Consider the following 19473-nt stretch of genomic DNA (forward strand, 5'->3'; position numbering starts at 1 on the left):
CCGGATCGGGGCAGGACGGGCTCGTCCACCGCCTCGGGACAGGACGGGCTCATCCGCTGCCTCAGGACAGGACAAGCGCACCCGCCGACTCAGGACGGGACGGACTCGTCCGCCGTCTCCTCCAGGAACGGCTCTATCGCGGCGCGCCAGCCCTCCGGCTGGTCGTAGTGGACCAGATGGCCCGCGTCCAAGACCTCCGCGTACTGCCCGCGCGGCAGCACCCGGACCATCTCCTGGGCCTCCGCGCGGCCCAGCTCGCCGTCGAGGCCGCGGACCACCAGCGCGGGGCACTGGACCAGCGCCAGCTCCTCCCAGTGCGCGTCGTGGACCCAGGTCTCACGGGCCGTGAGCATCTGGCGGCGCGAGAAGACCGGGCGCCAGCCGTCCGCGCGCTCCGCCATCACCTCGGCGAAGAACTCACCGCGCGCCGGGCTCGGCCGCTCCACCCAGGGGTCGTCCTCGCCGAACCACTTGCGGACGTCGGCCAGGGTCGCGAAGGGCACCGGCCAGGACCCGAACCAGTCGTCCCACTCGCGCTGCGAGGCCGCACCGAGCGCGGAGGCCCGCATGTCGCAGATGATCACTGACCGGACGAGATCCGGGCGCTTGGCGGCGAGCTGCCAGGCGGTAAGGGCACCCATGGAGTGCCCGATGAGCGTGACGGGACCGAGGTCCAGCTGCTCGACCGCGGCCTCGGCGTCCGCGACATACGCGTCCCGGGTGTACGGCCCTTCGGTCGGCTTGTCGCTGCGCCCGTGGCCGCGCTGGTCGAGCGCGACGGCCCGGTGCCGCTCGGACAGCCAGCGCGCGGTGCTCGCCCAGTGCGAGGCGCGGCCCATCAGCCCATGCAGCAGTAATACCCCGGTGGTCCGGTCGGCCTCCCCGCCCACCTTGGGCGGGTCGGCGAACTCCCAGGCCGCAAGGCGTACGCCGTCGGCTCCGGTCACGTCGATACGTCGCACCATTTGTCCTGGCACCCCCTTCATCCCCCGGGTGGTCCATCCATGAGTGGTCGAGTCACGTCAGACTATCGAACTTGTATTCGAGAACAGGGTTCTCGCGCGCAACACCCCTCGTTCGTGTGACAGCGCTCAAGGATTGACGCTCGCTGCCGGGGGGAGATCTTCTGCGGGAGGCGGGCCGATCGGGGAAGACGGTCCGAGGGGATTGACCCTGGGAGCTCGGGGCTCCGGGTCAGCACAGGGGAGGACAGGCTCCGGCGCCTCAGGGCGCCGGAGCCCTCTGTGCGAGTAGAGGGTGTCGTTGCGCACCGTGGGGAGCACACGCCCCGCGCGGAGCACTCGCACCGCGCGCGACGCACGGACCGTACAGACCGTGCGGGACGGACAGAGCCATCGGCCCGGACCTCACAGTCCATACGGATCACGCACGGCGTACGGGCAGCATGAGGCGCGCGGACGGCGTCAGCCGTACCCACCCCAACAGCACCGGCTCGGCGCCTGCACGACGGGCGCATCCCCTGCCCCCCTCCCCGACCGGACGGGCAGTTCCGTCCGGCGGCCCTCACGTCCTGTGCCCCTGTCACAGCCTCGCACGCGATTCGTCCGGTCGCTGGGATTCCGCGGGATCGCCGCGAGGTCCCAACTGCCTTACAAAAGCACGGTGTTGCCTGTGGGCCGCGCGCCGTCAGCGCTTGGCGACAAAGACGTGCGAGGCCACGTCCGCATTGAGCTCGGCGGCCTCGCCACTGCTGCCGACCAGCACCCCGCCGGGCGACTCCGTCACACTTACCACGGAGCCGGGCTGCACGCCCGCCCTTCGCAGCGTGTACATCAGCTGGGCGTCCGTCTGAATCGGCTCGCCGATCCGCCGCACGACCACGGTCTTGCCCTCCGGGCCCGGCGCCAGATCGGCCAGGCTGACCATGCTGTCGTCCAGGAACGGATCGGCCTCGGCCTTCTCGCCCAGCTCCTCCAGACCCGGGATCGGATTCCCGTACGGAGACTCCGTCGGGTGGCGCAGCAGCTCCAGGACGCGCCGCTCCACCGCCTCGCTCATCACGTGCTCCCAACGGCATGCCTCCGCGTGGACCTGCTCCCACTCCAGGCCGATCACGTCGACGAGCAGACACTCGGCCAGTCGGTGCTTTCGCATCACCCTGATGGCGAGCTTGCGGCCCTCGTCGGTGAATTCCAGGTGCCGGTCTCCCGCGACCGTCACCAGGCCGTCGCGCTCCATACGGGCCACGGTCTGGCTGACCGTGGGGCCGCTCTGGTCCAGGCGCTCGGCGATACGGGCGCGCATCGGGACCACGCCCTCTTCCTCTAGTTCGAGGATGGTGCGGAGATACATCTCCGTTGTGTCGATCAGTCCGGACATACGTGCCCCTCGATTGCTCGTGCGCTGGCCCTGACCCAATTCTGCCGGATAGCACTGACAACCGTGCCGCGGCGGGAGGAACGGCCGGAGGAAGCCGTATTGACAGGGCACTGGTCCAGACCGCAACGTGATCCGCGCCACCATCAGTTCCGCCGGTGGCGCACACCGCACGACATAGGTACGACGTACCGCCGAAAGGGGCTCGGACGCGATGAGCGAAAGCAAACTGGCCGGTCAGTTCTTCGACGCCGCGATCGGGCTGCTGCACCGGGTGCGCGACGAGGAGGCGGACAACATCACGGCGGCCGGCACCGCCATCGCCGACGCCGTCGCCGCGGGGGGCCGGCTCTTCGCGTTCGGCGCGGGCCACTCCTCGCTCGCCGCCCAGGACGTCGTCTACCGCGCCGGTGGCCTCGCCCTGATGAATCTGCTCGCCGTGCCGGGCGTCGTCGGCATCGACGTGATGCCCGCCACCCTGGGCTCCGCCCTGGAGCGCGTCGACGGCCTGGCGGGTGCGGTGCTCGACTCGTCCCCCGCCACCTCGGGCGATGTGATCGTGGTGATCTCGCTGTCCGGGCGCAACGCGCTGCCCGTGGAGATGGCGATGAACGCCCGCGCGCTGGGCCTGACGGTCATCGGGGTGACCTCGGTGGCCTATGCCGAGGAGACGAAGTCCCGGCACAAGTCGGGCACGTATCTCAAGGACCACTGCGACATCGTGCTCGACAGCAAGATCGCGGTGGGTGACGCGGAGCTCACCGCCGAGGGCATCGAAGCGCCCTTCGCGCCCGCGTCGACGGTGGTCACCAGCGCGCTGATGCAGGCCGTGATGGCCACGGCTGCGGGCAATCTGGCGGGGCGCGGCATCGAGCCGCCGCTGCTGCGCTCGGGCAATGTCGACGGCGGCCACGACTGGAACGGCCGGATCATGACGGAGTACGGCGACCGGATCTTCTTCCGGCACTGACACGTCCGGCACTGACACCTGAGGCCGCGCGGGGCCCGTCACGAGCTCCGCCGGAAAGTCACGCGTACCGTCAGGCCGCCCCCCGTATTGGCCGTCGCCGTGGCCGTCGCGCCGTGGGCGCGGGCGATCGACGCCACGATGGACAGGCCGAGGCCGACGCCCTCGCCGGGTGCGTGACGGCGCTCCTTCGCCCGCCGGAACGGTTCGAACAGGCGCGGCACCGCCTTCGGCGCGACCACCGGGCCGGTGTTGGTGACCTGGAGGGTGTTGGCGCCGACCCGGACCCGGACGGTGCCGCCGGGGTGGTTGTGGCGGATCGCGTTGGCGACCAGATTGTGTACGAGGTGGTCGAGCAGGACCGTGTCGCCCTGGACCGTCAGCGACTTGGTGACGGTCTCCACGGTGACGTCCCGGCGCTCCGCCTCCTCCTCCAGCGCGGCGGCCACCGTGCTGACGATCGTGTCCAGCGCGGCCGGTTCGCGGCGCTGGATCCCCTGGTCGCAGACCGCGAGCAGCAGCAGGCCCTCAATCAGCCGCTCGCTCTCCCCCGCCGTCTCGATCAATTTGTCGCGGATACGGGCCACCTTCTGCGGGGACGGCTCGTCGGCCAGGCCGATCTCGGCGGCGGCCCGCTGCACGGCGAGCGAGGTACGCAGCTCATGGGCGGCGTTGGCCGCGAACCGCTGCTGGGCCGAGACCAGCTGCTCGATCCGGTCGAGCATCCCGTCGAAGGTGTCGGCGAGCTCCTTGAGCTCACCGGGCGGTGCCTTCAGGGAGAGCCGCTCGTGCAGGTTCTCGCCCGACAGTCGGCGGGCCCGCGCGGTGATCACGCCGACCGGGCGCAGCACCCGGCCCGCCATCCACCAGGCCAGCGCCATGGAGGCGGTCGAGAAGAGGGCGAGTGCCACGCCGGACACCGCGAACAGGCTGTCCAGGGCGGCGTCCTCGGCCGCGGTGCTGAGCCGCCGGGTGGCCGCGTAATCCGCTCCCTTCGCCGCGATCCCCGGCTGGGCGTAGCCGGGAACCGTCTGCTGGGCCGGGACTGCCTCCTGCCACTCCTGGGCGCGGGCGAGGCCCGCGGGCGGCACGACCGTGGTGATGGCCGAGCTGATGCTGGAGTACAGGGCGTCCCTGACCAGGAGGTAGATCAGGCCGATGAGGAGGACACCGGCCAGTACGAGCAGACCGCCGTACAGCGCCGTGAGCCGCCCGCGCTCACTCGTCATGCCCCACCGCCAGCCCGAGGGCAGCGCTGTCAGGCGTCCACGGATGCCCGGCCCGCCGGCCCGTGCGCCGGCCCGTGTGTCGCCCCGCCCACCCGTCATGACTCGCCCCCCACGCGGTAGCCCGCGCCCGGGACCGTGTCGATCACCGCTGGCTCGCCCAGCTTGGCGCGCAGTTTGCTGAGGGTGACCCGGACCGCGTTGGTGCGGTAGCTGGTGTCCTCCTCCCAGACCTGTTCGATCAGGTCGTCACCGCTGACCACCGCCCCTTCGGCGCGCAGCAGCGCCTCCAGTACGGCGAACTCCTTGCGCGACAGCGCGAGGTAGCGGCCGTCCCTGCTGACCTGCCTGCGCGCAGTGTCCAGGACCAGGCCGGCGCGTTCGAGCACCGGGGGCAGCGCGGGGCGGGCCCGGCGGCCGAGGGCCAGGACCCGGGCGAGCAGCTCGTCGTACGCGAACGGCTTGGTCAGATAGTCGTCGGCGCCCAGGCCGAGGCCGTCGACCCGGTCCCGTACCGTCCCGGCGGCCGTCAGCATCAGGATGCGGGTCAGCAGCCGCTGCGTGACGACCTTGCGGCACACGTCGTCGCCGTGCACGCCCGGCAGATCCCGGTCCAGGACCATGACGTCGTACTCGCCCAGCTGAAGTTTGCGCAGGGCCGTCAGGCCGTCGGGCGCCACGTCCACGGCGATCGCGTCGCGGCGCAAGCCCTCGGCGATCATCTCGGCCAGAAATTCCTCGTCCTCCACCACCAGCACACGCATGTGCTCTGTGTACCTGAAGTGCACCTTTCGCCGATGTAAGCGACTTCGCTGAGAGAAACGAAATGCCGGTCCTTGGCACGCTCCCCCTGCGGCCCGAACACGGCCTCTTCACCTTCCGCGATTGCCCTCCAGGAGGAGACACACCATGAGGACCAGGACCCGTACACGCTCGGCGGCGCTCGCTTCGGGATTCGCCGCACTCGCCCTGTTCGCCTCGGCCTGCGGTTCCGACGGCGGGAGCGACAAGGACGGCGATACGTCGAAGGACACCGGCAACAACGCGGGCCAGGCGAGCGACGACGCCGCCAAGCACCGCAAGTGCCTGCGGGACAACGGTATGGACGTGCCCGACCCCAAGCCGGGCGAGGACGGACGCGGCATGACCATCAGCGGCGACGGCATGAGCAAGGAAAAGATGGAGAAGGCCATGAAGGCCTGCGCCGGAAAGGGCGGACCCGGTTCGGCGGGCGCCGGCATCACCCAGGCCGACAAGGACAAGATGCTCAAGCACGCCCAGTGCATGCGCAAGAACGGGTTCAACATGCCCGACCCGAAGTTCGGCGGGGACGGCGGGTCGGTATCCGCGCAGCGGATGCCCAAGGGCCCGGAGATGAAGAAGTTCGAGAAGGCCAACAAGGCCTGCGAAAGCATCGTGCGATGAAGGCGCGCAGGATCGTCGTCACCGCCCTGGTGGTGCTCACCGTGGCGGGCGGCGGAGTCGCCGTCACCGCCCTGACCACCCCCGACAAGAAGGAGTCCCCCCAGGACTCCGCCCTGCCGCCCGCCACCGCCCCCGTGGAGCGCGGCGACCTCAGCGACAGCACCCAGGTCGACGGGAAGCTCGGCTACGCCAAGGAGCGCAAGCTCAACGCGGGCGCGGTCGGCACCCTGACCTGGGCCGCGGGCACCGGCTCCGCGGTGAAGCGCGACGGCAGGGTGTACGAGATCAACGGCAAGCCGGTGCGCCTGATGTACGGATCGGGGCCGATGTACCGGACGCTGAAGACCGGCGACGAGGGCCGGGACGTCGAGCAGCTGGAGCAGAATCTGGCGGCCCTCGGCTACACGGGTTTCACCGTCGACGACGAGTACTCGTCACTGACCGCCGCCGCCGTAAAACGCTGGCAGAAGTCGCACGACCTCAAGCAGACCGGCACGGTGGGCCCCGAGCAGGTCACCTTCTCGGCAGGTGCCGTACGTATCAAGAGCGCGGACTCCGCGGTCGGCGACCAGATCGCGCCCGGCAGGCCCGTTTTCACCACCACCGGCTCCGAACGGGTGGTCACCTTCCAGCTTGAGGTCTCCGAAAGCAAGATCGCCAAAGTCGGGGACAAGGTCAGTGTGGGGCTGCCGGACGGCTCCAGCGCCGAGGGCAGGATCTCCTCGATCGCCAAGACCGCCAAGGCGGGCGACAGCGCGGAGGACCCGACACCCAAGATCGGCGTGACGGTCTCCTTCGACAAGCCGGACAAGGTCGTCGCCGTCGACCAGGCCCCCGTCACGGTCTCCCTCACCGGCGAGACCCGCCAGGGTGTCCTGTCCGTCCCCGTCAACTCACTGCTCGCCCTGCCCAAGGGCGGCTTCGGCGTAGAGGTCGTCGAGAACGGCACCTCGCGTGAGGTGAAGGTCGAGCTCGGCATGTTCGGGCAGGGCCGCGTCGAGGTCAGCGGCGGCGGGCTGCGCGCGGGCATGAAGGTCGGGGTGCCGAAGATATGAGCACCGTCGTCGAGCTGGCCGGGGTCACCAAGGAGTACCCCGGCGGTGTCGCCGCCCTGCGCGGCGTCGACCTCACCGTCGAGGAGGGCGAACTGCTCGGCATCGTCGGCCCTTCGGGCTCCGGCAAGTCCACCCTGCTGCACATCATCGGCACCCTGGACCGGCCGACGGCAGGCACGGTCGCCATCGCCGGGTACGACGTCGCCTCGCTCACCGACCGCAGGCTGTCCGCGCTGCGCGCCCAGCACGTCGGCTTCGTCTTCCAGGCGTTCCACCTGGTGCCGGGCATCAGCGCCCAGGACAACGTGGCGGAGGGCCTGCTCTACTCCGGGCTCTCCCACGCACAACGGCGCCGGCGGGCCGCGGACGCGCTGGAGCGGGTGGGGCTCGCGGACCGGATGGGCCACCGGCCGCACGAGCTGTCCGGCGGGCAGAAGCAGCGGGTCGCGATCGCGCGTGCCGTGGTCGGCGAACCGGATCTGCTGCTCGCCGACGAGCCGACCGGGGCACTCGACACCGCTTCCGGCGAGGCCGTGATGGAGCTGCTCCACGACCTCAACAAGGAAGGGGCGACGATCGCCGTCATCACCCATGACACGGAGATCGCCGAACGGTTGCCCCGCCAAGTCCGGCTCCGGGACGGGCTGGTGGTGGCGGACCTGAGCAATGACAGGGTCAACGACACGCTGGTGGTCGTGGCGGACAGGGGCACGGACATGGACATGAGGAACGGCATCTGATGGCCCGTACACGACTCAAGGCCGCCAGGCTCGGCCCCCGCGACGTCCTGCACGTCGGCTCCGCGGGGCTGCGCAGCCGGCCCATGCGGGTCATCCTCTCCGCGCTGGGCATCGCCATCGGGATCGCCACCATGATCTCGGTGGTCGGCATCTCCGCGTCCAGCAAGGCCCAACTGATGGAACGCCTCGACAAGTTGGGCACGAACATGCTGGTGGCGACCCCGGGCCAGGGCATGTTCTCGGGCGAGGACGTCAAGCTGCCCAAGGGCTCACTCGGCATGCTGGGGCGCATCGAAGGGATCGAGGAGGCCGCCGCGACCGGGGACATCAAGGAAGCGGTGCGGCGCAGCGAGAAGATCTCCGACGACGAGACGGGCGGCATCGCCGTCAAAGCGAGTACGGAGGAACTGCTCAAGGTGCTGCGCGGCAGGGCGGCGAGTGGCACCTGGCTCAACAAGGCCAACGGCCGCTACCCCTCGGTCGTACTCGGCCATGTCTCCGCGCAGCGGCTCGGCATCACCTCGCCTGGCCAGCAGGTCTACGTCGGCGACCGCTACTTCACCGTCGTCGGCATCCTCGCCCCGCTGCCGCTGTCGCCGGAGATCGAACGCTCCGCGCTGGTCGGCTGGGAGGCCGCGCAGAAGCTGCTCGGCTTCGACGGGCATCCGACATCGCTGTACGAGCGCTCGACGGACGCGTCCGTGAATGCGGTGCGCAAGCTGATCGCGCCGACGGTCGATCCGCAGAACCCGCAAAACGTGCAGGTCACCGACCCGTCGTCGGCACTTCAGGCGAAGGCGGCGACGGAGGGCGCTTTCAGCAGCCTGCTGCTCGGTCTCGGCGGGATCGCGCTCCTGGTGGGCGGGGTCGGAGTCGCCAACACCATGATCATCTCGGTGCTTGAGCGGCGTTACGAGATCGGGCTCAGGCGGTCCCTGGGCGCGACACGGGGCCAGATCCGCATCCAGTTCGTCACGGAGTCGCTGATGCTTTCGGGGCTCGGCGGTCTTGCCGGGGTCGCGATGGGGTCGATCGCGACCTGGATCTACGCGACGTCGGGCGGGCTGCCGTGGGTGGTGCCGGCCTGGGCGGTCGTCGGCGGGTTCGGGGCGACGCTGGTGATCGGGACGGTGGCGGGGCTGTACCCGGCGGTGCGGGCTGCGCGACTGTCGCCGACGTTGGCGTTGCACGCGGCGTGAGTTGGGGGGCTCCGGGTGCGTGCGTTGCGTGCCGGGGGCGGGTGCGTGGGCCGGTACGGGTGCGGGTGCGGGGCGGCTCCGGGTGCGGGTTGCCTGCGGCGCTGTCCCCTACCCGCCCCTTCCTGAAACTGGGGGCAAGCCCCCAGGCCCCCGGACGGGCTGAATTTCAGCCCGTCCGGCGATTGAGGACCGGGGTCCGGGGCGGAGCCCCAGTTCGGGAAGGGGCGGGTCGGGGAAAGCCCCGCAGCGGCCCGGCCCGCCTACCCCCCGCCCCGCAGCGCCAGGGCCAAGTCGATCGCCGACGCCACCCGGACCGCGATGTTCTCCGCGTACACCGCGTCCGGCCGCTCGAACGCGCTGCGGCTCGGGCCCCGCAGGAACGTGGCCACGCCCAGCGTCCGGCCCCGGCTGCGCAGCACCGTGCACAGGGCGTGCACGCTGTCCTGCGGCCACTGGCGGTGTGCCGCCCACTCCTGTGATGTCGGCGTCCCCGTCGCGCTCGCGCTCGCCCGGACCGAGCCGCGCCGGTCCAGGCACTGGAGCGCGGGGTGGCCCTGCGCGTAGCGGACCGGGAGCTCCGCCGCATCGGCCGCCGCCAAGCACGGGCCCGGCGAGCCGGCGGGTGTCGCCGCCGCCCGGACCAGGCGGGCCGGGTGGTCGCCGACCGTGAGGTCGATGAGGGCATGGTCCGCGAACCCGGCGAGGGCGAAGTCGACGTACGACATCGCTGCCTCCATGGGGTCCTCGCACTCCGCGGCGGTGCGCCCGGCCCGGTGCAGCTGATTGCCGCGGAAACGCAGCTGGGAGGCTTCCTGCTCGGCGAGCTTCGCCTCGGTGATGTCCTGGAACAGCCAGCCGACCCCAAGCGGCACCGGCTCCTCCGTGAGCGGCGAAGCGAGCCTCAGGAAGCCGCTGCGCCAGCACCGCCTGCGCTCGCCCTTGCCGCCCTCCGGCGTCCGCAGCGTCACCCACAGCTCGGCCGGCGCGGGTGGCGCGCCTTCCGCCAGTACGTGCTGGAGGGCGCCCTCCAGCTCCTCCACGCCCCGGACGACGATCTCCCCCAGGGGGCGCCCGAGCAGCGTCGTGCGCCCCGCGCCGAGTGCGCGCGCCGCATGGCTGTTGACGACCGTGGGGCGCAGATCGACGTCCACCAGGACAACGCCCCAGGACGCGTCCTCGAAGAGCGCCTCGCTGAGCGCGATGGCCCGCTCCAGATCGATCTGCGCGTGTACCTCACTGAACGCGCAGTACACCCCGGCCGGTTTGCCCTCGGTGCTCCGCACCCCGGCCGACTGGGTACGTACGAGCAACCGCCCGCCGTCCTTGCGCACCAGCGCGAACTCGTGCACCTGGCGCCCCGGCGCGTGCATCACCGACATCAGCCGGCCCTGCACCTCGTCCGCGTCCTCAGCCCGTGCGGCCCAGCCCGCGAACCCGGACCGCCCCACGGCCTCGCCGACCGTCCAGCCGAGAATCCGCTCGGCCTCGCGGTTCCAGTGGGTGATCACCCCGTCCGCGTCGAACGCGCAGAGCGCCGCGTCCATACCGTCGAGAAGCGCGGCCAGAAGCTCGTCGGAGCCCGGCCCCGGCTCGTCGGGCCCCAGCTCATCGGTGGTCCTACTGATCCGGGAAGCACTCACCTCGCACCCCCTGCAGGCGTCGCCTTGCTGCACTGGGGATCATTCAACTCCAACGTGACCCAGCCCACAGTGTGTTCGCGGAAATAGGTGGCCCTGGCGGGCTTCGGAAAATGAGTTGAGAGGTGCGGGAGAGCTTCCTATGGTGTTGAGCACACGACGGAGGGAGGTGTTTCGGCCGATGTATGGAAACCGGACGCGTGAGGTGATTGCGGGCTGACGCCCGTCGTCGCATTGTGTGCGGTGCCGGCGTCGCCGGCCCAATCCCAAGCAGTCACCGACCCGCGGGCTCGCCGGTACGTCCGGCCGGCTCCTCTCCGGAGGAACCTGAGCCCGCGGGTTTCTGCATGCCCCAGTCGTGGACCCAGTCGTGGACCCCGCCGTGGACCCCGCCGTGGACCTACGGGCAGAGGCGCTCGACGCGCCACGCGCCCTCGTCGGCGACGTACCGCAGCCGGTCGTGCAGGCGGTTCTCGTGGCCCTGCCAGAATTCCGCCGTCTCGGGCGCGACCCTGAATCCGCCCCACTCCGGCGGCACCGGGACGCGCTCGCTCTCCGGGTAGCGGGCAGCCAGTTCCTCGTACCTGTGCAGCAGTTCTTCGCGCGATTCGATCACCGACGACTGGGCGCTCGCCCAGGCGCCCAGCTGCGAGCCGTGCGGGCGGGTCCGGAAATAGGCCGCCGTCTCGTCGCGGCCGATACGGACCGCCTTGCCGGTGACGGTGATCTGGCGGGCCAGCTGGTGCCATGGGAAGAGCAGGGCGACCTCAGGGTTGGCCTCGATCTCCCGGCCCTTGCGGGAGGCGTAGTTCGTGAAGAAGACAAAGCCCTTCTCGTCGTACTGCTTGAGCAGCACCGTGCGCGAGGACGGGCGGCCTTCCGGGGTGGCCGTGGAGACAACCATGGCGTTCGGCTCGTGCAGACCGCTGTTCGCGACCTGCTGAAACCAGCGGGCGAACTGATCCATCGGACCGGCGGCGAGGTCCGCCTCCGTGAAGGCTTCGGTGCGGTAATGCGCGCGCATGGCGGCGGGGTCGAAATCTCGGTTCGGCACAGTGCCATCCTGCCGCAGGGACACAGCCTGCCCGGCACCCGGTGCCGCCAATCCTCCCGGCCGCAGACGGAGCAGTCTGCCGGACGTCACGCTTCCCCGCATCGGCGGAACCCGCCAAAATCGTCTCCCTGGGCACTGTGGCCTCCGTACAGCACGGGATATCGTGCCTGCTTCCTGCGCGGTTGGGTGAGCACCGGCCGTGCGGGGCATCACCGGGGTGACCGACACGGACCGCGAGTCGTGCATGTATGAACACATGTCGGCACAGAAGACCGCGGAACCTGCCCGGTACTGACGGAAATTGACACCTGAATCTGCTGACTCTGCTGATTCTGCACACCTCATGAGGAGCCGCCTGATGTCCGACTTCGTACCCGGACTTGAGGGAGTTGTCGCGTTCGAAACGGAGATCGCAGAACCGGACAAGGAGGGCGGTGCGCTCCGCTACCGGGGCGTCGACATCGAAGACCTGGTCGGGCACGTGTCCTTCGGGAACGTGTGGGGCCTGCTGGTCGACGGCGCGTTCAACCCCGGTCTGCCGCCCGCCGAGCCCTTCCCCATCCCGGTGCACTCCGGTGACATCCGCGTCGACGTACAGTCCGCGCTGGCGATGCTCGCGCCCGTGTGGGGCCTGAAGCCGCTTCTCGACATCGATGAGCAGACGGCGCGCGACGACCTCGCGCGCGCCGCCGTGATGGCACTGTCGTACGTCGCCCAGTCGGCGCGCGGGCAGGGCCTGCCGATGGTGCCGCAGAAGGAGATCGACAAGGCGGACACCGTCGTCGAGCGCTTCATGAAGCGCTGGCGCGGCGACCCCGACCCCAAGCACGTCAAGGCCGTCGACGCGTACTGGACGTCGGCCGCCGAGCACGGCATGAATGCCTCCACCTTCACCGCGCGGGTCATCGCATCGACGGGCGCCGATGTCGCCGCGGCGCTGTCGGGCGCGGTCGGCGCCATGTCCGGGCCGCTGCACGGCGGGGCGCCGTCGCGTGTCCTCGGCATGATCGAGGACATCGAGCGCACCGGCGACGCGACGGCGTACGTCAAACAGGCCCTGGACAAGGGCGAGCGCCTGATGGGCTTCGGCCACCGTGTCTACCGCGCCGAGGACCCCCGGGCACGTGTCCTGCGGCGTACGGCGAAGGAGCTCGCCGCCCCGCGCTTCGAGATCGCGGAGGCACTGGAGAAGGCGGCCCTGGCGGAGCTGCACGCGCGGCGCCCCGACCGGGTCCTGGCGACGAACGTCGAGTTCTGGGCGGCGATCGTGCTGGACTTCGCGGAGGTCCCGGCGCACATGTTCACGTCAATGTTCACGTGTGCGCGCACGGCGGGCTGGAGCGCGCACATCCTGGAGCAGAAGCGCACGGGCCGGCTCGTACGCCCCTCCGCGCGCTACATCGGACCGGCGACGCGCAATCCGCACGAGGTCACCGGGTTCGACGACATCGCGCGCTGAGCGGACCGGACGGGCCCACTTCTCGGGAGGAGTGGGCCCGTCCGGCGTTTGTCACGTGCTCGCTCACCCCAGCGCTTCGTCCAGGTGCTTGGCCCACTGGGCCACCACCCGGTCGCGCCGGGTCGTGTCGTCCGTGAGGAGGTTGGCCAGGCCCAGGCCGCGTGCCATATCGAGGAGGCCCTGGACGGTTTCGCGTACGCCCGGCACCGACTCGTCGGCGCCGAGCAGGTCCACGGCGATGCGGTGGGTCTCGCGGCCGACGCGGGCTTCGAGTTCGGTGACGCGGGTGCCCAGCTGATGCTCGTTGGACGCGGCGACCCACAGGTGCAGGGCGGCCCGGAAGAGCGGGCCCGTATAGAGGTCGACGAGGGCGCCGACGACGGCCGCGCGGTGCGCCGGGCCTTCGGGGAAGAGGGTGCGCAGGGCGATGGAGCGCTCCTCGGCGACGTACTCGACGGCCGCCGTGAACAGGTCCTCCCGGGTCGGGAAGTGGTGCTGCGCCGCGCCCCGCGAGACGCCGGCGCGTTCCGCGACGACGGACACCGTGGAGCCCGCCCAGCCGCGTTCGGCCAGGCAGGACACGGCGGCCTCCAGGAGGCGCTGCCGGGTGGCCCGGGAGCGGTCCTGCTTGGGGGCGTGGCCGGGGGCCTTGCCCGGTGCTTCGACTGTGGCCGGGGGCGGGGTCACAGCACCCATGCGGGGTCCCGTCGTTCGAGGAATGCCGTCACGCCTTCGGCCGCCTCCCGTGAGGTGAACAGGCCCGCCGACCGCTCGACGAGCTCGGCGGCGTCCCGGTCGAAGGCTGCCAGCACTGTAGCTGTGACCAGGCGCTTGGACTCGGCCAGCCCCTGCGGTGAGGCCCTGCGCAGCCCGTCGAGCACGGGCGCGAGCGCCTCGTCGACGGCATCGTCCGCAGCCCCGTCGGCCGCGATAGTGATCAGCCCGGTACGGGCCGCCTCCGCCGCGTCGAACCGTTCCCCCGTCAGGTAGTAGCGGGCGGCGGCCCGGCCGTCCAGGCGTGGCAGCAGCGGCATCGAGATGACGGCGGGCGCGAGCCCCAGCCGGGACTCGGTGAACGCGAAGCTCGCGCCGGACCCCGCCACCGAGATGTCGCACGCGCCGAGCAGCCCGAGGCCGCCCGCCCGTACGTGCCCGGTCACCCGGGCCAGCACGGGCTTGGGCAGCTCGACGACGGCCCGCATGAGCCGGACGAAGGCGTGCGGGACGGGCGGCGCCTTGAGGTCGGCGCCCGCGCAGAAGGTGTTGCCGGTGTGGGTGAGCAGCACGGCCCGCACCCCGGGGTCCTTGGCGCACGCGGCCAGGGCGTCACCCAGCTCGCCGACCAGCTGCGCGGAGAGCGCGTTGCGGTTGGCCGGCGAGTCCAGGGTGAGGGTGGTGATGCCGCGCTCGTGCGCGGCCCGTACGAGCGGCGGTACGGGCGTCATGGGCGGGCCCCTATTCTTGTCGATTCTGTGCCGTCACATCTGTGCCGTCACATCTGTGCCGTCACGCGCGTTCCCGATCCCGCAGTTCACGCCGGAGGATCTTGCCGGAGGCCGCCCTCGGGATGCCACCGGTGAACTCCACCCGCCGCACCTTCTTGTACGGCGCCACGCGTTCCGCCACGAAAGCGATCACGTCGGCCGCCGTCAGCCCTTCCCCGAGCCCCTCCGGGATTCCGTCCGCGAACCCCAGGCGCGGCTGCCGGACGACGTACGCCTTCGGCACCTCGTTGCCGTCGTCGTCGTACACCCCGATGACCGCCGCGTCCGCGATGCCCTCGTGGGTGAGCAGCAGCGCTTCCAGTTCGGCCGGGGCGACCTGGAAGCCCTTGTACTTGATGAGTTCCTTCACGCGGTCCACGACGAAAAGCCACCCGTCCGCATCCACCCTGCCGACGTCCCCGGTGTGCACCCAGCCGTCCCCGTCGATCATGTCGGCGGTGGCGTCCGGGCGGCCGAGGTAGCCCTTCATCACCTGGGGGCCGCGGATGGCGATCTCGCCCTCCTCATCGACGCCCAGCTCCTTGCCGGTGCCGTCGAGCGACAGGATGCGCATTTCCGTGCCGGGCAGCAGCTTGCCGACGGCGCCGGGCGGCGGGTTGTGCGCGTCCAGTGGGACGACGTGGGTGCCGGGCGACAGTTCCGTCATGCCGTACGCCTGGAGTACGGGCGGCAGGCCGAGGCGGTCGGAGCAGGCCTGGGCCAGCTTGGCGTCGAGCGGGGCCGCGGCGCTGACGATGTACTCCAGCGAGGACAGGTCGTAGCCGGTGACGGACGGGTGCTTGGCGAGGGCCAGAACGATCGGCGGGGCGACGTAAAGACCGTTGATGCGGTACTTCTCGATCGCCGCGAGGAACTGGTCGAGGTCGAAGCGCGGCAGCACGACGACCGTCGCGCCGTTGCGCAGGGGCGCGTTCATGAGCGCCGTGAGCCCGTAGATGTGGAAGAAGGGCAGTACGGCGAGGATGCGGTCACCGGGGCCCATGGGGATGAAGGGCTGCAGCTGCGCCAGGTTGGTGGCGATGCTGCGGTGCGTGAGCATCACGCCCTTGGGGACGCCGGTGGTGCCCGACGAGTACGGGAGTACGGCGATGTCCTCGGCCGGGTCGATGGTGATGTCCGGCTCGGGCGCGGTCGAGCCGAGCATGTCGAGGACCGAGCGGTGGCCCTCCGCGCTGTCGCAGACGAAGATCTCCTCGACCCCGCCGATGAGCTCCGCGGCCCTGCGTGCCACCGCCAGGAGCGGTGAGACGGTGACGATCCACCGGGCGGAGGAGTCGTGCAGCTGCTTGGCGAACTCCTCCGCCGTACACAGCGGATGGACGGTCGTGACCGAGGCCCCCGCGCGCGTGGCGGCGTAGAAGACCGCCGGGTAGGCGATGGTGTTGGGGCTGTGCAGGGCGAGTACGTCGCCCTTGCGCACCCCCGCCTCGGTGAGCGCCGCGGCTATGCGCCGGTGGAAGGCGTCCAGCTGGGCGTAGGTGATGGTGTCGCCCTTGGTGCCGTCGATCAGGGCCGGCGTCTCGCCGTAATCGGCCGCGTGGCCAAGCACCGCCTCGTGGATGGGCAGTTCGACGGGCTGTACCGGTGCGTACTCACTGTGGAACACCATGACAATCCCCTCCCGTACTGAATCTCCCGCACTGAATTGGGTGGTGGCCAGAATCGCGCCTTCTAGTACGACTTGGGGAGACCTAGGGACTGGTGGGATACGAAGTTCAGGATCATTTCCCGGCTGACGGGCGCGATACGGGCCACCCGCGCCGCCGTGATGAGGGAGGCGAGCCCGTATTCGCGGGTGAGGCCGTTGCCGCCGAGGGTGTGGACGGCCTGGTCCACGGCCTTCACACAGGCCTCGGCGGCTGCGTACTTCGCCATGTTGGCGGCTTCTCCGGCGCCGAGGTCGTCGCCCGCGTCGTAGAGGTGGGCGGCCTTCTGCATCATCAGGCGGGCCAGTTCGAGCTCGATGTGCGCCTGGGCGAGGGGGTGGGCGATGGCCTGGTGGGTACCGATGGGGGCCTTCCAGACGGTGCGCTCCTTGGCGTATTCGACGGCCCTTCCCAGCGCGTAGCGGCCCATGCCGACGGCGAAGGCAGCGGTCATGACGCGCTCGGGGTTGAGGCCGGCGAACAGCTGGAGCAGGCCCGCGTCCTCGTCGCCGACGAGCGCGTCGGCGGGCAGCCGTACATCGTCGAGTACCAGCTCGAACTGCTTCTCCGGCGCCTGGAGTTCCATGTCGATCTGCGAGCGCTGGAAGCCGGGGGTCTCGCGCGGGACGATGAACAGGCACGGCTTGAGGCTGCCGGTGCGCGCGTCCGAGGTGCGGCCGACGATGAGGGTCGCGTCGGCGATGTCGACGCCGGAGACGAAGACCTTGCGCCCGGTGAGCAGCCAGTCCGTGCCGTCCCGGCGCGCGGTGGTGGTGATGCGGTGCGAGTTGGAGCCCGCGTCGGGTTCGGTGATGCCGAAGGCCATGGTGAGGCTGCCGTCGGCCAGGCCGGGCAGCCAGGCGGACTTCTGGCGGTCGGTGCCGAAGCGGGCGATGACGGTGCCGCAGATGGCGGGCGAGACGACCATCATGAGCAACGGGCAGCCCGCGGCGCCCAGTTCCTCCAGGACGATGGAGAGCTCCGCTATGCCGCCGCCGCCCCCGCCGTACTCCTCGGGGAGGTTCACGCCGAGGTAGCCGAGCTTGGCGGCGTCCGCCCAGAGGGCGTCGGGGTGGCGTCCTTCGCGTACGACGGTGGTGAGGTAGTCGCGCCCGTAGCGGCGCCCGAGGGCGGCGACGGCGGACCGGAGTGCCTTGTGCTCTTCGGTTTCGACGACTGCGGTGGCGATGCTCATGAGTGCTGTGCCTCCTGGACCGTTGCGGGTGCTTCTTCGGTCGGTGCGGGCATGCGATTGCCCGTACGGGTGCCTATTCGGCCGGTGCGGGTGCCTCTTCGGCCTGTACGACGGCGAGCAGTGCGCCGACCTCGACCTGACGGCCGGTGACGGCGTGCAGCGCGGTGAGGATGCCGGAGGCGGGCGCGGTGATGCGGTGCTCCATTTTCATGGCCTCCAGCCAGAGCAGGGGCTGCCCGGCGGTGACCTGCGCGCCCTCTACGAGCCCTTCGGCGACGCGGACGACCGTGCCGGGCATGGGGGCGAGCAGGGAACCCGGCTCGGTGCGGGTGGTGGGGTCGGGGAAGCGCGGCAGGGCGGTGAGGGTGTGCGCGCCGGTGGCGGAGTCGACGTACACCTTGTCGTCATACACGGCGATGTCGAAGTGGCGCAGTACGCCGTCGACTTCGAGGGTGACCCGATGGGGGCGCGCGGCATGGACGCGCACGCCGGGGGCGTCTTCGGCGGTGAAGCCGTCGCGGGTGGCCCGGTAGCGGGCCTCGTGCTCGGTACCGCCGGGCTCGGAACGGTAGCTCTTCGTCTGCGCCTGGGATGCCACGTTGCGCCACCCGCCGATACGGGCCGACAGCGTGCCGGGGGCCGCCCGCCGTCCGGCGGCGTCGGCGAGCGCGGCGGCGAGGGCGGCCAGGGCGGGCGTCGCCTCGGGGGCCTCGCTGGTCAGAGCCTCCAAGTGCCGCTCGTAGAAGCCGGTGTCGAGCCGTCCGGCGACGAAGTCCGGGTGGCGCAGGGAGCGTACGAGCAGCTCGCGGTTGGTGACGGGGCCGTGGATACGGGCCCGCTCCAGGGCGTGCGCGAGTTTGCGGACGGCTTCGGTGCGGGTGGGCGCGTGGGCGACAACCTTGGCCAGCATCGGGTCGTAGTGCACCCCGATCGTGCCCCCGCCGGCGTATCCGCTGTCGACCCGCAGTCCGGGTGCTTCGGTGAGCCGCAGGGCATACAGTGCCCCGGTCTGGGGCTGCCAGCCACGGGCGGGGTCCTCCGCGTACAGCCGGGCCTCCACCGCGTGCCCGTGCGGGGCCGGGGGCTCGGGCGGCAAGGACTCGCCCTCGGCGACGCGTAGTTGGAGCGCTACCAGGTCGAGGTCGAACACCGCCTCCGTCACCGGGTGTTCGACCTGGAGGCGGGTGTTCATCTCCAGGAAGTACGCCTGGTCCCCGGAGACCAGGAACTCCACCGTGCCCGCACCCCGGTAGCCGACGGCCCTGGCCGCCTGGACGGCCGCCGCGTACAGGGTGTCGGCAAGCCCGGCGGGCAGGAAGGGGGCGGGCGCCTCCTCAACGACCTTCTGGTGGCGGCGCTGGAGCGAGCAGTCGCGGGTGCCGAGCGCCCACACCGTGCCGTGGTGGTCGGCGAGGATCTGCACCTCCACATGGCGGCCACGCTCGATATACGGCTCGACGAACACCTCGCCGTCCCCGAACGCGGACAGCGCCTCGGCGCTCGCCGCCGCCAACTCCCCTGCGAAATCGTCCAATTCCCGTACGATCCGCATGCCCCGGCCGCCGCCTCCGGAGGCCGCCTTGATGAGCACAGGCAGGTCTTCGAGCGTCACCTCCTCCACCGGCGCGAGCAGCGGCACCCCCGCCTTCGCCATCAGCTCCTTGGCCCGGGTCTTGGACGCCATGGCCTCGATCGCCTCCGGCGGCGGCCCGATCCACACGAGTCCGGCGTCCAGTACGGCGCGGGCGAAGCCGGCGTTCTCGGAGAGGAAGCCGTACCCGGGGTGCACGGCGTCCGCGCCCGCCGCGAGCGCCGCCTTCACCACCAGGTCGCCGCGCAGGTAGGTGTCGGCCGGAGCCGCGCCCGGGAGCCGTACCGCCCTGTCGGCCACGCGCGCGTGGAGCGCGTCGGAGTCCGCGTCGGAGTACACGGCGACCGTGGAGATGCCGAGTTCGGCGCAGGTGCGGAAGATCCGGCAGGCGATCTCGCCCCGGTTGGCGACCAGGACAGAACTGATACTCATGGTGG

Annotated in this window: 17 protein-coding genes; 6 read left to right on the plus strand and 11 right to left on the minus strand. The window is 71.1% G+C overall.

The window, feature by feature from the left end:
• Positions 1-89 precede the first annotated feature (89 nt).
• The gene (locus ABCR94_RS01120) at positions 90-965 is read right to left on the minus strand and encodes an alpha/beta fold hydrolase (protein WP_347117052.1); all 876 of its coding nucleotides are present in this window, start codon (positions 963-965) and stop codon (positions 90-92) included.
• A gap of 682 nt (positions 966-1647) precedes the next feature.
• Positions 1648-2340, minus strand: coding sequence for an iron-dependent transcriptional repressor DtxR (locus ABCR94_RS01125; protein WP_347117053.1), 693 nt, complete (start codon positions 2338-2340; stop codon positions 1648-1650).
• Between the two features lie 211 nt (positions 2341-2551).
• Here ABCR94_RS01125 and ABCR94_RS01130 point away from each other — a divergent pair, with 211 nt between their 5' ends.
• Complete coding sequence (locus ABCR94_RS01130) at positions 2552-3307, plus strand: SIS domain-containing protein (RefSeq protein ID WP_347117054.1); 756 nt, start codon at positions 2552-2554, stop codon at positions 3305-3307.
• Between the two features lie 38 nt (positions 3308-3345).
• Here the strand turns inward: ABCR94_RS01130 and ABCR94_RS01135 are convergent, their stop codons facing one another.
• Positions 3346-4632 carry an ATP-binding protein gene (locus tag ABCR94_RS01135; protein ID WP_521975926.1) on the minus strand — a complete coding sequence of 429 codons (1287 nt, stop codon included), beginning with the start codon at positions 4630-4632 and terminating at the stop codon, positions 3346-3348.
• Positions 4629-5294 (minus strand): response regulator transcription factor, encoded by a 666-nt coding sequence (locus tag ABCR94_RS01140; RefSeq protein WP_347117055.1) that lies wholly within the window; start codon positions 5292-5294, stop codon positions 4629-4631. Before ABCR94_RS01140 ends, ABCR94_RS01135 begins: the two co-directional genes overlap by 4 nt.
• 145 nt (positions 5295-5439) lie before the next feature.
• Here ABCR94_RS01140 and ABCR94_RS01145 point away from each other — a divergent pair, with 145 nt between their 5' ends.
• Genes ABCR94_RS01145 through ABCR94_RS01160 form a run of 4 tightly spaced genes read left to right on the plus strand, consistent with a single transcriptional unit; the run spans position 5440 to position 8949 of the window.
• Complete coding sequence (locus ABCR94_RS01145) at positions 5440-5955, plus strand: hypothetical protein (RefSeq protein WP_347117056.1); 516 nt, start codon at positions 5440-5442, stop codon at positions 5953-5955.
• Positions 5952-7010: a peptidoglycan-binding protein gene (locus ABCR94_RS01150; RefSeq protein ID WP_347117057.1), complete on the plus strand. Its 1059-nt coding sequence runs from the start codon at positions 5952-5954 to the stop codon at positions 7008-7010. The genes ABCR94_RS01145 and ABCR94_RS01150 overlap by 4 nt, the downstream gene beginning before the upstream one ends.
• Positions 7007-7750 (plus strand): ABC transporter ATP-binding protein, encoded by a 744-nt coding sequence (locus ABCR94_RS01155; protein ID WP_347117058.1) that lies wholly within the window; start codon positions 7007-7009, stop codon positions 7748-7750. The genes ABCR94_RS01150 and ABCR94_RS01155 overlap by 4 nt, the downstream gene beginning before the upstream one ends.
• Complete coding sequence (locus tag ABCR94_RS01160; RefSeq protein ID WP_347117059.1) at positions 7750-8949, plus strand: ABC transporter permease; 1200 nt, start codon at positions 7750-7752, stop codon at positions 8947-8949. Before ABCR94_RS01155 ends, ABCR94_RS01160 begins: the two co-directional genes overlap by 1 nt.
• A 260-nt stretch (positions 8950-9209) precedes the next feature.
• On the opposite strand, the gene ABCR94_RS01165 is transcribed toward ABCR94_RS01160, so the two are convergent.
• Complete coding sequence (locus ABCR94_RS01165) at positions 9210-10589, minus strand: PAS domain-containing protein (RefSeq protein WP_347117060.1); 1380 nt, start codon at positions 10587-10589, stop codon at positions 9210-9212.
• A 397-nt stretch (positions 10590-10986) separates the two neighbouring features.
• Complete coding sequence (gene pdxH, locus ABCR94_RS01170) at positions 10987-11610, minus strand: pyridoxamine 5'-phosphate oxidase (protein ID WP_347118412.1); 624 nt, start codon at positions 11608-11610, stop codon at positions 10987-10989.
• 388 nt (positions 11611-11998) lie between these two features.
• On the opposite strand from pdxH, the gene ABCR94_RS01175 reads away from it, so the two are divergent.
• Positions 11999-13099 (plus strand): citrate synthase 2, encoded by a 1101-nt coding sequence (locus ABCR94_RS01175; protein WP_347117061.1) that lies wholly within the window; start codon positions 11999-12001, stop codon positions 13097-13099.
• A 63-nt stretch (positions 13100-13162) separates the two neighbouring features.
• Here ABCR94_RS01175 and ABCR94_RS01180 read toward each other — a convergent pair whose 3' ends face one another.
• The 5 genes from ABCR94_RS01180 to ABCR94_RS01200 all read right to left on the minus strand — a co-directional run bounded on the left by ABCR94_RS01180 (position 13163) and on the right by ABCR94_RS01200 (position 19468).
• Positions 13163-13795: a TetR/AcrR family transcriptional regulator gene (locus ABCR94_RS01180; RefSeq protein WP_347117062.1), complete on the minus strand. Its 633-nt coding sequence runs from the start codon at positions 13793-13795 to the stop codon at positions 13163-13165.
• Positions 13783-14544 (minus strand): enoyl-CoA hydratase family protein, encoded by a 762-nt coding sequence (locus ABCR94_RS01185; RefSeq protein ID WP_347117063.1) that lies wholly within the window; start codon positions 14542-14544, stop codon positions 13783-13785. The genes ABCR94_RS01180 and ABCR94_RS01185 overlap by 13 nt, the downstream gene beginning before the upstream one ends.
• A gap of 61 nt (positions 14545-14605) precedes the next feature.
• Positions 14606-16213, minus strand: a complete 1608-nt coding sequence (locus ABCR94_RS01190; RefSeq protein ID WP_347117064.1) for a 4-coumarate--CoA ligase family protein — start codon at positions 16211-16213, stop codon at positions 14606-14608.
• 62 nt (positions 16214-16275) lie between these two features.
• The gene (locus tag ABCR94_RS01195) at positions 16276-17445 is read right to left on the minus strand and encodes an acyl-CoA dehydrogenase family protein (RefSeq protein ID WP_347117065.1); all 1170 of its coding nucleotides are present in this window, start codon (positions 17443-17445) and stop codon (positions 16276-16278) included.
• 73 nt (positions 17446-17518) lie between these two features.
• Positions 17519-19468: an ATP-binding protein gene (locus tag ABCR94_RS01200; protein WP_347117066.1), complete on the minus strand. Its 1950-nt coding sequence runs from the start codon at positions 19466-19468 to the stop codon at positions 17519-17521.
• Positions 19469-19473: the final 5 nt, after the last annotated feature.

Origin of the sequence: Streptomyces changchenzhani (genome assembly GCF_039766235.1) — a bacterium.
GTDB lineage: Bacteria > Actinomycetota > Actinomycetes > Streptomycetales > Streptomycetaceae > Streptomyces.

Bases quoted from the DNA above. Each gene is read 5' to 3' on its own strand.
- ABCR94_RS01120 (WP_347117052.1), bottom strand. From the start codon at position 965: ATGGTGCGACGTATCGACGTGACCGGAGCCGACGGCGTACGCCTTGCG.
- ABCR94_RS01125 (WP_347117053.1), bottom strand. From the start codon at position 2,340: ATGTCCGGACTGATCGACACAACGGAGATGTATCTCCGCACCATCCTC.
- ABCR94_RS01130 (WP_347117054.1), top strand. From the start codon at position 2,552: ATGAGCGAAAGCAAACTGGCCGGTCAGTTCTTCGACGCCGCGATCGGG.
- ABCR94_RS01135 (WP_521975926.1), bottom strand. From the start codon at position 4,632: ATGACGGGTGGGCGGGGCGACACACGGGCCGGCGCACGGGCCGGCGGG.
- ABCR94_RS01140 (WP_347117055.1), bottom strand. From the start codon at position 5,294: ATGCGTGTGCTGGTGGTGGAGGACGAGGAATTTCTGGCCGAGATGATC.
- ABCR94_RS01145 (WP_347117056.1), top strand. From the start codon at position 5,440: ATGAGGACCAGGACCCGTACACGCTCGGCGGCGCTCGCTTCGGGATTC.
- ABCR94_RS01150 (WP_347117057.1), top strand. From the start codon at position 5,952: ATGAAGGCGCGCAGGATCGTCGTCACCGCCCTGGTGGTGCTCACCGTG.
- ABCR94_RS01155 (WP_347117058.1), top strand. From the start codon at position 7,007: ATGAGCACCGTCGTCGAGCTGGCCGGGGTCACCAAGGAGTACCCCGGC.
- ABCR94_RS01160 (WP_347117059.1), top strand. From the start codon at position 7,750: ATGGCCCGTACACGACTCAAGGCCGCCAGGCTCGGCCCCCGCGACGTC.
- pdxH (WP_347118412.1), bottom strand. From the start codon at position 11,610: ATGCGCGCGCATTACCGCACCGAAGCCTTCACGGAGGCGGACCTCGCC.
- ABCR94_RS01175 (WP_347117061.1), top strand. From the start codon at position 11,999: ATGTCCGACTTCGTACCCGGACTTGAGGGAGTTGTCGCGTTCGAAACG.
- ABCR94_RS01180 (WP_347117062.1), bottom strand. From the start codon at position 13,795: ATGGGTGCTGTGACCCCGCCCCCGGCCACAGTCGAAGCACCGGGCAAG.
- ABCR94_RS01185 (WP_347117063.1), bottom strand. From the start codon at position 14,544: ATGACGCCCGTACCGCCGCTCGTACGGGCCGCGCACGAGCGCGGCATC.
- ABCR94_RS01190 (WP_347117064.1), bottom strand. From the start codon at position 16,213: ATGGTGTTCCACAGTGAGTACGCACCGGTACAGCCCGTCGAACTGCCC.
- ABCR94_RS01195 (WP_347117065.1), bottom strand. From the start codon at position 17,445: ATGAGCATCGCCACCGCAGTCGTCGAAACCGAAGAGCACAAGGCACTC.
- ABCR94_RS01200 (WP_347117066.1), bottom strand. From the start codon at position 19,468: ATGAGTATCAGTTCTGTCCTGGTCGCCAACCGGGGCGAGATCGCCTGC.